Source organism: Pseudomonas glycinis, assembly GCF_054871425.1.
Genome location: NZ_JBTYHF010000001.1, coordinates 658,769 through 672,087, shown reverse-complemented (window position 1 = coordinate 672,087; position 13,319 = coordinate 658,769). Strand labels below are relative to the sequence as shown.

The window sequence follows — 13,319 nt, the reverse complement described above, 5'->3', positions numbered from 1 at the left end:
GAGCTGCCTCTGTATGATCCGAATAATGAAGAGGCAAGTCTGGGTAAAAGCGTGAACGCTGTGAACTGTAATACCTGACAGTTTTTTATTCTTGTTCGCGATAATTATTCAGGCCCAGTGCATTTTTCAAACGCTACCGACCCGCCTGTCGGAAAATTCTGGCGCATTGATCAGCGCCTGCAGGACGAAGCTGTTCACAACCGCTCCCACAGGTTTATTCATTGCCTGCCAGGTTGCGCTCACAAAAAAAGGCGATGTCCCTCACGGAACATCGCCTTTTCATTACCGCCAGCTAACGCTTATTCCGGCAGTTTGTACGCAATGATGTAGTCACCCATCTTGGTGCCCAGCGAGCCGTGACCGCCAACAACGAGCAGCACGTATTGCTTGCCGTCCTTGCCGGTGTAGGTCATCGGAGTCGCTTGGCCGCCTGCTGGCAGGCGCGATTTCCACAGCTCTTTACCGGTATTCACGTCATAGGCGCGCAGGTACTGGTCGAGGGTGCCGCTGAGGAAGCCGACGCCGCCGGCGGTAACCATCGAACCGCCCATGCTCGGTACGCCGAGGGTGAAGCCGATCGGGATTGGCGAGCTGTCGCGGCTGGTGCCGTTTTTGCGTTTCCACACAACTTTGCCGGTGGTCAGGTCGATACCGGCGACGTAGCCCCAGGCCGGGGCCTGGCACGGTACGCCCAGTGGCGACATGAACGGGTGCATGATCACCGCGTATGGCGCGCCGGTGTTTGGCTGCACGCCCGAGGTTTCGCTCTCGCGCTTGCTGCCGGCTTCGACTTGCTCGCGTGGGACCATTTTCGAGACGAAGGCCATGTAGTTCGGGCTGGTGAACAGCAGCTGGCGAACCGGGTCGACCGAGACGCCGCCCCAGTTGAACACGCCGACGTTACCCGGATAGATCAGGCTGCCCTGTTCCGATGGCGGGGTGTACTGGCCTTCGTAACGCAGTTCCTTGAACTGGATGCGGCACAGCATCTGGTCGAACGGGCTGGCGCCCCACATGGCTTTTTCGGTCAGTTCCGGGGCCAGCAGGTTGAGGTCCGAACGGGCCTGGGTCGGTGCGGTGTGGTCGCCTTTGACAGCGCCTTGCGGTACCGGGATTTCCTTGATCGGAATGATCGGCGTGCCGTCACGACGGTCGAGGACGTACAGGCTGCCCTGTTTGGTCGGGGCGATCAGCGCAGGTTTCACGCCGTCGGCGGTTTTCATGTCGAGCAGGGTTGGCTGGCTGCCCACGTCCATGTCCCACAGGTCATGGTGGGTGAACTGGTAGTTCCAGCGCACTTTACCGGTAGCCAGGTCCAGGGCAACGAGGCCGGCGCTGAATTTCTCGGCGCCCGGGGTGCGGTTGCCACCCCATTGGTCCGGGGTCTGGTTGCCCAGTGGCAGGTAGACCATGCCGAGTTTTTCATCGACGCTGGCCAGCGACCACATGTTCGCCGAGTTGCGGCTGTAGGTTTCGCCCGGGGCCAGTGGCTCGGTGGCGTCCGGCTTGTCGCTGTCCCAGTTCCACACCAGGTGACCGTCGCGCACGTCGAAGGCGCGGATCACGCCCGATGGCTCGTTGGTCGATTCGTTGTCGGTGACGTGACCGCCCATGATCACCAGATCACGGGTGATCGCCGCTGGCGAGGTGGAGTAGTAGCCGCCGGCGGTGAACGGGCCGATGCCTTGGGTCAGGTCGACCACGCCTTTGTTGCCGAAGCCTTCGCAGATCTTGCCGGTGTCGGCGTTCAACGCAATCAGGCGCGCATCAGCGGTTGGCAGGTACAGACGACGCGGGCAGGCCTGAGCAACGGCCTGGCCGGCTTCGGAGATGACAGCGGAACCGGCGTTTTCAGACTTGGCATAGGCGGCTTCGTCGTAATACGAAACGCCACGGCAAGTCATGTGGGCGAAGCCCTTGAAGCCGACCGGGCTCTTGATCTGTGGATCGAAGCGCCAGATTTCCTTGCCGGTGTCCGGGTCCAGCGCTAGCACTTTGCTGTGCGCGGTGCAGGCGTAGACCATGCCGTTGGCTTTGAGCGGGGTGTTTTCGTTGGTCAGCTCGACCGGGTCATCGGCAGTTGGCAGGTCGCCGGTCTGGATGCGCCAGGCTTCCTGCAACTTGCCGACGTTTTCCGGGGTGATCTGCTTGAGCGGCGAGTAGCGGTCACCGAACTCGGTGCGACCGTACGCTTGCCAGTCGCCATCCGGCATGGCCGGTGCGGTGCTGGTCATGTCCGCGGTGTCGCGGCCCAGTTCACCGAAGGTTTCGCCCGGATGGGTGAACAGGCTGGCCAGAGCGGTAACGCCGGCCAGGATCACAGCGACGGTCAGGCCGCCAGTGCCGATTTTCGCCGGGCCGTTGAGCAGCAGCGGACGACGGAACCACGGCAGCAGCATTACGAAACCGAGGACAAACCACAGCGCCAGACGCGGCACCAGTTGCCACCAGTCCAGACCGACTTCCCACAATGCCCACACGGTGCTGGCAAACAGCACGATGGCGTACAGGCCCAGCGCCGCGCGGCGACGCATCAGCAGCAGGATGCCGCTCAGGGCGATGCCGATACCGGCCAGCAGATAGTAAAGCGAGCCGCCGAGCATGCTCAGCTTGACTCCCCCGGCCAGCATGGCCAGGCCCATCAGTAGAAGCAGGATGCCGAGCAGGCCCGGTAGCAGACGGCCCCGACTCGAAGCACTTTCGGTGCTCATAGTGTGATTCTCCGTGACGTTTATGTAGTCCCGCGCTGTAGTCACTTTAGATGACGATTTGGCGCAGGCATGGTTCAGATAAAAACTTGTTCGACTAACGAAATGCATTCCTGTGGGAGCGAGCCTGCTCGCGAAAGCGGTGTATCAGGCAACACTGCAGCGACTGACATGCCGCCTTCGCGAGCAGGCTCCCTCCCACAGGGGTTAGCTGTGATCTTTAGAACGACGACTGGATCTTGATCCCGCCGATCAGGGCGTCGTCGACGTCGTTCACGCCACCGGGGTGGCGGATGTATTGCAGGTTCGGGCGTACGGTCAGCCAGTTGGTCACGTGCACGCCGTAATACAGCTCGGCGCTGTATTCGGTGTCCTGCGGTGGCAGGAACGCCGGATTGTCGTAGTCGTAGACAGCATTGGCGCGGTTAGTCATTTCGGCGTTCTTGCGATAGGCCGGGTTGACGTGCACACGAGCGAGGGCAAAACCGATGTCGTCCTTGGCGCGGGCATCGAACGGACCTTTGTAGGTCAGGCCGGCCTGCACGTAGTTGTCGATGGCGTTGGTCTTCTTGTCATGCATCGTCGCGTTGGCGAACAGGCTTAAGCCGCGCGAGTGGTCGCTGGCGATACTGGTCACCTGTTGCTGCACGCCCAGCCATACGCCGTGCTTGCTCGAGGCACTGCGATAGGCTTCGCCGCTCAGCGCTGCCGGTTGGCCGTTCTGGTCTTTATAAACGTCAGAGGCCTTGGCATTGCTGTAGTAGTAACCGGCGCGGTATTCGCCCGGCAGGCCGTTGAGCTTTGGCGTCCACACCAGTTCGACCGGCAGGATCGCGCCCTGGGTGCCGCTGCCGCTGAGTTTGAAACCGTTGCCGCGATCGAGGTTCGACGGGTTCTGCTCGTAGGCGCCGACCTGCGCGTACAGCTCGGGCGTCAGGTGATATTTGACCCGCAGCGCCCATTGGCTGACCGGCCAGTTGTACCAGATGCCGCCGACCCAGTTGCCGACCTGCGAGCCGCAGAACGCGAGGTTCTGGAAGTCACAAGGGAAGCTGTTGAAGTCTTCGCCTTCGCCGAAGCGGCCGACCTTGATGTCGAGTTTCTGATCGAAGAATTTCTGCTGGTACCACAACTGCGTCAGGCGCGTGGTCTGGCCACGGCCCCAGACTTCCTGGGCGGAAGTGAAGCCGCCGACGCGCGGGTCGTTGATGCGGTCGTTGCTGATGTTGTTGCCGCTGCGTTTGGTGATGGTCAGCTGAAATTCGGCGTCGTTCCAACCGAGGATCTTCTGCAGATCCAGATGGGTGCCGAGGCCGAACTGGTCGCTGTAGCGGGCAGTGCGGTCGTGGTCGTAACCGCCGTGCAGATTGCTGCCCATTTCGCCGGTGTAATCGAGTTTGAAGTCGTAGCCTTTTTCCGCAAGTTCTGTGCGCGTGCCGTTCCAGTCACCGAGCATGTACGGTGATTCACTGTCGAAGGCCGGCGCCGCGTGGGCACAGGTCGCCAAGCCAAGGGCGGTGCAGCCGCCAAGGGTGCGCAGGGCAGAGATAGCGCTGTCTCGGGAGAAGCAAAAGTCAGGCATGAAGAAGTCTTTTTTTGATGTTTTCAGGTGCAGGCCGAGCGCTTCAGATTGTCGCAGGCAGTGAAGCGTTTCAGCGGAAGGGCGGCAGGATAATGATCTGTAACAAATTGAGAAAGCGCTTTTGCAGACATGCAGCGTTTCGGATTCGGTAACAGTGCGGCAAACGGGCGCATTGTGAGCCGGGCCACAGCCTGCGATCTTCCCGGGTTGGCCTACATTTGCAGGAAGGCCTTCCACCTGCTCTGCCCCTCGGCTAAGGTGCGCGGCTTCTGCATATCACTTCGCCCAAAGGCCCGGCATGAACGAACAATCCCCCGATCCGCTGCACGGCGTGACCCTCGAACAGATCCTCAACGCACTGGTGATTCACTACGAGTGGTCGGGGCTGGCCGAGCGTATCGACATCCGTTGCTTCAAGAGCGATCCGAGCATCAAGTCGAGCCTGACCTTCCTGCGTAAAACCCCGTGGGCGCGGGAGAAGGTCGAACGCCTGTACGTGAAGCTGATGCGCACCAAGCGACCGCTCTGAGATGGACAGCGCGAGGCGCCGACGCCTGATCACCGGCCTGGCCGTGTTGGGCTGGGCGGGGCTGGCAATTCAGCTGTACCTGATTCTCTTCGCACGATTAAGCATTGGCGCCAGCCTGCTGGGCGGGCTGGTGAGTTTCTTCAGCTACTTCACCATATTGACCAACACCCTGGTGGCGACGGTGCTGACCTGCGCGGTCACCGAGCGCGAATCCGCCGCACGGCGCTGGTTTCTGCAACCGTGGGTCAGCAGCGGGATCGCGGTGAGCATCGCCGTGGTCGGTCTGGCCTACAGCATCCTGTTGCGGCACTTGTGGCACCCCGAAGGCTGGCAGTTTGTTGCCGACGAATTGCTCCATGACGTCATGCCATTGCTGTTTCTCGGCTATTGGTGGTGCTGCGTCCCCAAAGGCACGTTGCGCCTATGGCACTTGCCGCTGTGGCTGATCTATCCGCTGGTGTATTTCATCTACGCCTTGCTGCGCGGGCATCTGCTTGGCGCCTATGCGTATCCGTTCATTGATGTGGCGGTGTTGGGATATCCACAGGTGCTGGCGAATGCCGGGGGGATATTGCTGGGGTTTGTGTTGGTGGGCCTGCTGATTATCGGTCTCGACCGCAGATTGTCCGCACGAAGTTGAGATCCAGTGTGGGAGCGAGCTTGCTCGCGAAAGCGGTGTATCAGTTTGCATGGATGTTGACTGACACACCGCTTTCGCGAGCAAGCTCGCTCCCATAGGGAAATTGTGGTCAGAGGAGAATCACTCCTCGTCAGAGCCCTCGGCGCGCCAGTAGCCAACAGCCTTGATGAACTGTTCATCGAGCCCATGCTCATCGATCAGCACCCGGCGGATCTGCCGTGAGACCTTGGTCTCGGTCGCCACCCAGGCGTAAAGATTGCCCTTGGGCACCTGCAGTTGTTTGACCGTCGTCAGCAGGTTGTCCTTGCCACCTTCACGCAGCACCCAGATCACATTGAACTGCGCCGCGCTTTGCAGCACTTGCTGCTCGGCACCGTTTTCCACTTCGATCACCACGAGTGCCCGGCGATTTGCGGCCAGACCTTCGAGGCGGCGGGCGATGGCGGGGAGGGCGGTTTCGTCGCCGATCAGCAGGTAGCTGTCAAAGATGTCCGGCACGATCATCGAACCGCGCGGCCCGCCGATATGCAGGAACTGCCCCGGTTGCGCCTGTTCCGCCCAGGTCGAGGCAGGGCCGTCGCCGTGCAGGACGAAATCGATGTCCAGCTCCATTTTATCCAGGTCGTAACGACGCGGCGTGTAGTCGCGCATCTCGGGCATCGGCCCGTTGTCCTTGCCGGCGCCCAGTTGCATCGTCTCCAGCGCCGCCGCTTGTTCGGCGTTCTGCGGGAACAGCAGTTTGACGTGATCGTCCGTGCCGAGGCTGATGAACCCGGCCAGTTCCGGCCCGCCGAGGGTGATGCGGCGCATGCGCGGGGTCAGGTCGGTGACGCGCAGCACTTCAAGCTTGCGCCGTTTGATTTCGTGCATCACGCGGTGAATGGTTTGAGTATCGACTGCAGTCATTCGGCTTTCTCCGTGGCAGGTTGAACGGCAGGGCCGTCGACGATGGCTTTGGCGGTGTCGTTGAGCAGGTCGCGCACGCGCAGGATTTCCTCGGCGCTCCAGCGCCCGTGGTGCAGTTGCAGGGCATGACGCAGGTTGTGCACCGCTTCGTGGATTTCCGCCGGACGATCATGGCCGCGCAGCGAGCGCTTGCTGACGTCGATGCGCATGCGGACGCCGTCGAGCGCCACCGCTTGTTCACTTAAAGACAAACGACCGGCGTCGGTGACGCTGTAACGCTTTTTGCCGGCCTCGGCATCACCGGCGATCAGGTCGCTCTCTTCAAGAAAGGTCAGGGTCGGGTAGATCACCCCGGGGCTGGGGCTGTAGGCGCCGTCGAACATGCCTTCGATCTGGCGGATCAGGTCGTAACCGTGGCAGGGCTGCTCGGCGATCAGCGCCAGCAACAGCAATTTCAAGTCGCCGGGGGCAAAGACTCGCGGGCCGCGGCCGCCGCGTTCGCGACCGGGGCGCTTCTCGAAGCCGTCGCGGCCATCACCATGCTCGCGGTGGGGGGAATGATGGTCTCTCATTTCGCTTCTCTCTCGTCGTATTTAGATACAACTTAAGATATATCTTAAGCGCTGTGCAAGACGTTTTTAGCCTCTGGCGCCGCTCGACGGACGAGCGGTCGGCGTGAAAAAAGCCACAAAACTCTTCCCAATCAAAAAATAAAAAGGGGTGACCTTAAAGTTAAAGTTATCGCTCTAGTTGTGTTTGAGTATATATTCTAATTTCTCGCAAGTTGCCGCGTTAAAGCGGTTAAGTTGCTGTATGGTTTTTTGCCTGTAACTGTGTGTAGGGCGCAACTTTCAGCGAATGTTGCAAGTATCTGTTTTTTGTTCTTTTTTCTGGCGGGGTGTGGGGTTGTTTAACTACGAGTTTGTCGGAAGTTGCCTGCTTACATTCCAGAGGCAACAGTCGATGATGCCCGGCATTGAAAGTTCAAGTTGCTTCAGCGGTCGACGAGCAAAAGGTTTATGAACTTTCAATGACACCCCCTTATATAAAGCAAACAGGTACTGAACGATGTTCAAGAAAATCGCAATCGCTGCTCCACTGGCTCTTCTGGCAATGTCCTCCACGGCCTTCGCGGCGAATGAAGCGTCGCACTCCATCAGTCTTGTCGCCACAGTGCCAACCACCAGCTTCTATGTGGTGCCGGTCGACCCTGATCTGGTCAACAAAGACCAGGACATGAGCTACAACCCTGCCACCGGCAAGATGACCGAGGTCAAAGGTTACTTTGACGTACGTAACACTGACGGCTCCGTTCACGCCAGCCTCAATGGCATCCCTATGCTGCAATCGGGTGTCGATCAGATTGCCCTGGACGTTGAATTCAACGGCAAGATTCTTACCCAAGTGCCACAAATGGTTGTGGGTGAAGATGAATCCGACAGTACCTACCGCGCATTGCTGAAAATCGCTCCGCGTGCCAGCTCCACATACGCGCCGGGTGATTACACCGGAACTATTGCAATGGTTTTCGATGCGGTACCTCCGGTCGGTTCGCGCTGATCGCATGATCGCCTGCTAGACGCCCACCTTCGCCGTGGGTTTGACCGCGGGGCAAACATCCGTGTTTGCCCCGACGGACTTTCATTGTCTGAAAATCAGAGTACGAGTTCATGTTCCCGATGACACCCATCGCGGCTGCGCTTGCGCTGTTGTTCTGTGCCAGCGCAGTCATGGCTTCCGACGCCACCGGTACCACGCCACGCAGTTTGCTGGCGCAGGCCAAAGGCTTGCCGGCGGATTTCGAGGAGCATTTTTTCGATGTACCGCTGGCGGTGCGGATCGAAGTCGATCAGCAGCCGCTGGGCGAAGCCATGGTGGTGCTGTCGCGAGATGACCGCATCACGCTTCTCGAATTCACCGATACCAGCGAAAACCGCTTTGGCCCGGCCGAGCGGGAAAAGTGGGCGAGCTACCTCAAACCCGGTGTGCCTCTGGGCGCGTGCCGCGGTTCATGTCCCGATCAGTTTCTGGCGGTGCACTACAACCTGCAAAGTTCGCTGGTTTCGATCCTCACTGAAAATGCCGAGCGCGATGTTCAGGCCAAGCGTTATTACGAGCAACCCGACGGCGGCAGTCGTGGCCTGATGGTGCGCAATCAACTCAATCTCAATGGCGGCCAGGATCAGGATCTGGGTGGGCGCTTCGGCCTGGAAGCCAGTTCCAGTCTGGGCAACTGGAGCCAGACCCTCAACCTGCAAATGGCCCGGCTCGGCGGTCCTGATACCAAGCTGTATCACGCCGTGCATGAGCTGCACACCCAGCGCGAACTGCAAGGCAGTTTCTTTCGCCTGGGCTATTTCACCCCCAATTCCGAAGGGCTGATGCGTCAGCCGCGCACGTTCGGCACCAGCCCCGACACCGCTGTAGGCCTCATGTATGGCAGCTCCGACAGTCTGGCGATCAACACGCCGATGCCGAGCGTGTATCCGATCTACGTGACCGCCAATCGTCAGGGGGCGGTGGAAATCTGGCGCAATGGTTTGCTGATCAACACGCAATCGGTGCCCGCCGGTCTGCAGTCGCTCGATACGCGGCCGCTGCCGGGTGGCATTTACGAGGTGGAGGTTCGCCTGATCGAGGACGGCCAGATCACCTCCACCACTCAGGAACTGGTCTACAAGCCGAGCAACTGGCGCAACCTCGATGAGCGCTGGCGCTACAACCTATTTGCCGGCGAAGAAAGCAAACTGTTGAGTAATTGGGACAAGCAAAGCAGTGGCAGCGCGACCGCCGGTGCATCGCTCAACTATCTGTTGCATCCGCGGGTGATTCTCGGCGCCTCGGCGCGGCAGATTCGCGAAAAGCTGCAGTACGGCACATCCATCGACTGGACGCTGGCCAACCACCTCAGCCTGTATGCCAATGTCTACAAGACCGAGGATTACGGCACCGGTCTGGATCTGCAAAGCCTTTACAACTACGGCGCGGGCAGTCTGGTGATCAGCCACAACCGCAGCTGGCTCGACACCACCAACACCTACGAAACGCTGCCCGACGGCACACGCGTTCGTCCGCGTAACGTGTTCGTCGGCCAGACCAGCAATTCATCGCTGGCGCTCAATCATCGGGTGAGCAGCAAGAGTTCGGTCAATGCCCGGGTTTCGCACAGCGAAGGCAATGTCGAAGGCATGGGCCTGGATCTGGGTTGGACCCAGCGCACGGTGCTGCTGGGCAGTGATGCCAGTTGGCGCCTGTCGGTCTTTGATCGTCCGGGCAGTTTCAGCAGCGGCGATGCGCGCAACCGCGGGATCGATCTGAGCATCAATCTGGCGCTCGGCGCGCCCGGTCAACAGCTCACCGGCAGCATCGGCTCACGCACCGCCCGTGATGGCAAACGTGACAACAACGCCTCGCTCGGCTGGCGCAAGGATTTCAAGGATCACGTGCTGCAAAGCGTCTCGGTCACGGCGCTCACCGATACCTACGGCCTGGGCATGTCCAGCCTGGCCAATTTCCGTACCGATGCGGTCAACGGCGATGGCTTTATTCAACGCTCTTCCTACAACGGCAATTTCACCGGCGGCCTCAACCTCGACAGCACGCTGGTGGTCGGTGGCGAGCAGATGCTCATGACCAATCACAGCGAAGTGCGCGGCGCCGGAATGATCGTCGATGTCGAATCGGACATCGACGACATCGTCCTGCGTGCCGACGACTATAGCGGGAGCAGCGCTGCCTTGAAGCCGGGGCGCAATTTCATCCCGATCACGGCCTATCAGAACAGCTCAGTGAGCTTCGACTTCGAGGGCAGTAACGTGCCCGCAGCGACCATCGAGCCGGCGCGCACTCGCTATCACCTGAACAAGGGCGGGGTGGAGTACCGCAAGATCCGTGTGATGAAAACCCTGACAGTGCTCGGTCGCCTGATCGATGAAGCAGGGCGGCCGCTCAAGGGCCATCATGTGATCAACCATGCCAGCCGTGGCGTCACCGAGGTCGACGGGTTCTTTTCAATGGAGATGAACGCCGGTTCGCCGACCCTCGAAATCCGTCGCGATAATCGCTTGCTGTGTCAGTTCCGCCTCGATGCCAACCAGTACCGCAGTGAAAACAACGTCCTGATGATAGGCGATCTGCGCTGCACGCCAGACACCGTGGCCGACGTCGGTGTCACCGCGCAGAAGGCGGGCTGAACCGATGACCAGGTCCACATTTGGGCGACACGCGCACCAGCAATATCAGCGTTATCCGGGAAGCCGACATGAACGTGCGCGCCGGCGCCTTGTTCCTTTTTTTCATGGAGTTGAAGTGATGAACCGTGGTTTTTTGCTGGGCGTGCTCAGCGTGTTTTGCCTGACGGCGCAGGCCGGGCCGCAGATCAATGTCGGTACGGTGTATGACTATATGGATGGCGACAAGAGCACTTATCTGAAACGGGTGTTCAACAGCGGCGATGCCACCGCGTTCGTCAAGGTAAATGTTCTGGAGATTGTCTACGACGCCGACGGCACGCCGAAGGAAATCCCGGTTGAGAACGCTGCCGACGGCGCTTCGCGCAACGGCCTGATGGCCAGCCCGGCGCGGCTGATCGTCCCGGCCGAGGGTATGCAGGGCACCCGCTTGCTGTACATGGGTGAACGCGATCGCGAGCGTTACTTCCGCGTGCGCTTCGTGCCGGTGGTGCCGGAAAAGGAAGACGAGTTCGCTGTCACCCAGGAAGAACGGGAAGACTACAAAAAGGCACTGACGGCCGGGGTCAACGTGATGACCGGTTTCGGCACGGTGTTCTTCGTACGGCCCAGGGAAACCCGGTTTGCCACGACGATCAATGAAACCGACAGCCGCTACGAACTGCGTAATGACGGCAACACCGTGGTGATTGTCGACGAGTTCAGAAACTGCTCGTTGAGCGACGAAACCGACTGCGGCGTGACCACCAAACACCATGTGCTGGCGGGCAAGACGTTCGCTTTCGACAAGGAGAAGGGCCGTGGGTACCGCTTCTTCCTGATCGAAGGCAGCGAGAAGAAGAACCTGACGGTCAGCAGCCGCTAGGTCTGCTTTTCATTGACGCAACGGGTAACCAACATGATCAAGCAATGCTCCGTCGTCGCGCTGATAGCCGCGGCGGCTCTGGCCAGCGATGCGGCCTGGGCGGCTCGGGAAGCACACACGTTCGAAGTGACAGTGGAAGTGCCGAACCGTTCGTTCTACATCATTCCCGCGGTGCCGGACTGGATTCACCGACCGCAGCGGCTCGACTGGAATCACTCGACCTCAAGCCTGAGCAGTGTGCGCAAGTACTTTGATGTGCGTCATGACACCAGTGCGATTGAAGCGCGGCTGGAATCCGCACCCTACCTTTCGAACGGTCGGCCGGCAGACGATATCAGTCTGCGCGTGACCTTTAACAAGGTGGAGCTGAGCGCCGAGATGGCGCCGCGCGAGGTGGTGTCGCAGGCCGAGGCCGCTGCGGGGACACGGGTGCTGTTGCAGATCGACCCGATCAGCCCGGAGGGCGGCTACCGCCCCGGGGATTACGCCGGCAACGTGCTGTTGCTGTTCAGTGCCCGAGCGCCTGGCGAGTGAGATGGCTCGCGCAATGCTGGTATCGAAGTATTTTCTGGAGACCACCCATGATTTTTTCTAGCGCCCCGGGCATCCGCCCATGGATCGGATTGCTGTTGACGTTGTTCAGCGCTGCGGCAGTGGCCGAAGTGCACAACATTGATGCCACCTTCGAGCCGGACTTTGCCAATCCGCAAAAAAATCAGTTCAAGAATCAGACCCCATCCCAGGGTTTCTGCCGTCAGGTACCGGCAACGTGCGAGTCTTTGGGGCTGTTCAGCCTGATCGCGCAAATTCCGTTCGCCGCCAATGCACCGATTCAGGCCAACCACGCCGATCCGCGCCAGGGTGGCATGGCCAAAGTGCCGTCCGACTGGAGGACTGTTTCGGTGACCAACGCTGCCGGTGATAGCCACGTTGTCGAGGTGAGAATCGCCGGTGTTGGTCACGAGGCGGGCTTCCCGTTGTCGGTCGTCGAGCTGACCGGAGGCGGCTGGTGGGATGACTTGTGGGAGGGCGGCGGCTGGGTCTACGCTCCGCCACCGTGTCTGAGTGTCGGTACCCATACAGCGGGATATCATGGTTACAACAGCTTCTGGAGAGTTCCGGAAGGGGCGGGGGCCTGCGCCAAGAAAGCTCAGTTCGATATACCGCTTGGCATGAGCTATCAATATTTCGTCTTTGCCTACGAACTGCGCACGCCGGATCCGCTGAAAATGGACGCTGGCGACTACACCGGTGCCATTACCTACACCGTCGGTCCGAACATGGATTTCGACATGGGCGATGTGATGATCCCGAACGACTCGATACTGACCCTCAATTTCAATTTGAGGGTCACGCACACCATGAAGGTCGATATTCCTCCCGGCGGCAACCGCGTGGCGCTGCAACCGGTGGGCGGTTGGCAGTCGTGGCTGAACGAGGGCCGCAAGCCGACCCGGCTGATGCGTGACCAGACGTTCAATATCTCGGCCTCGAGCCGCTTCAAGATGAACATCGAGTGCCAGTACTTCTTCGTCAACGACTGCTTGATACGGGAATCGGGCACCGGCCATGCGGTACCACTGGAAGTCAGCGTCAGCCTGCCCAACGGGCTGACCGATGGCGCCGGACAAGCGGTCAATCGCCGGCGATTGCTGCGCGATGGCACGGGCACCGAGTTGTTTCAGCCGAGCTTTTATCTGGACCGCAAGGTGGGCACGCTGCATTTCGAAGTGGCCCGCGATGCGGTGGAAAGAATGATCAGGGAAGGGGAAGCGCGCACCTATTCGGGCAATGTCACGGTGATCTGGGATTCAGAGGTAGGTTAAGCGCGATTCCGGTCAAGCAGCCCATGCGAGTCTGGCTGCGTTCAGACGCTCCAACGGCCCCAGCATCTGCGCG

11 protein-coding genes are annotated in these 13,319 nt (G+C 60.1%); 7 read left to right on the top strand and 4 right to left on the bottom strand.

All coding sequences use genetic code 11. The features are described 5' to 3' along the window. Positions 1-299 precede the first annotated feature (299 nt). A complete protein-coding gene (locus ACYSTU_RS02975; protein WP_498995844.1) occupies positions 300-2,711 on the bottom strand; it encodes a glucose/quinate/shikimate family membrane-bound PQQ-dependent dehydrogenase in 2,412 nt (803 codons plus the stop codon). A gap of 217 nt (positions 2,712-2,928) precedes the next feature. Beyond that, entirely contained in the window at positions 2,929-4,290 is a 1,362-nt protein-coding gene (locus ACYSTU_RS02970; RefSeq protein ID WP_498995841.1) for a carbohydrate porin, read from the bottom strand. 298 nt (positions 4,291-4,588) lie between these two features. Here ACYSTU_RS02970 and ACYSTU_RS02965 point away from each other — a divergent pair, with 298 nt between their 5' ends. Both ACYSTU_RS02965 and ACYSTU_RS02960 read left to right on the top strand, forming a co-directional pair. Beyond that, entirely contained in the window at positions 4,589-4,819 is a 231-nt protein-coding gene (locus tag ACYSTU_RS02965) for a VF530 family protein (RefSeq protein WP_217878776.1), read from the top strand. A 1-nt stretch (position 4,820) separates the two neighbouring features. After that, the gene (locus ACYSTU_RS02960; protein ID WP_498995839.1) at positions 4,821-5,459 is read left to right on the top strand and encodes a Pr6Pr family membrane protein; all 639 of its coding nucleotides are present in this window, start codon (positions 4,821-4,823) and stop codon (positions 5,457-5,459) included. A gap of 120 nt (positions 5,460-5,579) precedes the next feature. Here ACYSTU_RS02960 and ACYSTU_RS02955 read toward each other — a convergent pair whose 3' ends face one another. Both ACYSTU_RS02955 and ACYSTU_RS02950 read right to left on the bottom strand, forming a co-directional pair. Next, positions 5,580-6,365, bottom strand: coding sequence for a siderophore-interacting protein (locus ACYSTU_RS02955; protein ID WP_498995836.1), 786 nt, complete (start codon positions 6,363-6,365; stop codon positions 5,580-5,582). Continuing rightward, complete coding sequence (locus ACYSTU_RS02950) at positions 6,362-6,937, bottom strand: PadR family transcriptional regulator (protein WP_024014184.1); 576 nt, start codon at positions 6,935-6,937, stop codon at positions 6,362-6,364. The genes ACYSTU_RS02955 and ACYSTU_RS02950 overlap by 4 nt, the downstream gene beginning before the upstream one ends. 496 nt (positions 6,938-7,433) lie before the next feature. Here ACYSTU_RS02950 and ACYSTU_RS02945 point away from each other — a divergent pair, with 496 nt between their 5' ends. From ACYSTU_RS02945 to ACYSTU_RS02925, 5 genes are all read left to right on the top strand, one after another. After that, positions 7,434-7,925, top strand: a complete 492-nt coding sequence (locus tag ACYSTU_RS02945; RefSeq protein WP_024014183.1) for a CS1 type fimbrial major subunit — start codon at positions 7,434-7,436, stop codon at positions 7,923-7,925. Between the two features lie 110 nt (positions 7,926-8,035). Next, positions 8,036-10,558 carry a TcfC E-set like domain-containing protein gene (locus ACYSTU_RS02940; protein WP_498995832.1) on the top strand — a complete coding sequence of 841 codons (2,523 nt, stop codon included), beginning with the start codon at positions 8,036-8,038 and terminating at the stop codon, positions 10,556-10,558. A 118-nt stretch (positions 10,559-10,676) separates the two neighbouring features. Further along, a complete protein-coding gene (locus ACYSTU_RS02935) occupies positions 10,677-11,420 on the top strand; it encodes a molecular chaperone (RefSeq protein WP_498995829.1) in 744 nt (247 codons plus the stop codon). 33 nt (positions 11,421-11,453) lie between these two features. After that, positions 11,454-11,954 carry a CS1 type fimbrial major subunit gene (locus ACYSTU_RS02930; protein WP_073473236.1) on the top strand — a complete coding sequence of 167 codons (501 nt, stop codon included), beginning with the start codon at positions 11,454-11,456 and terminating at the stop codon, positions 11,952-11,954. A gap of 47 nt (positions 11,955-12,001) precedes the next feature. Next, positions 12,002-13,246 (top strand): hypothetical protein, encoded by a 1,245-nt coding sequence (locus ACYSTU_RS02925; RefSeq protein WP_136492774.1) that lies wholly within the window; start codon positions 12,002-12,004, stop codon positions 13,244-13,246. Positions 13,247-13,319 lie beyond the last annotated feature (73 nt).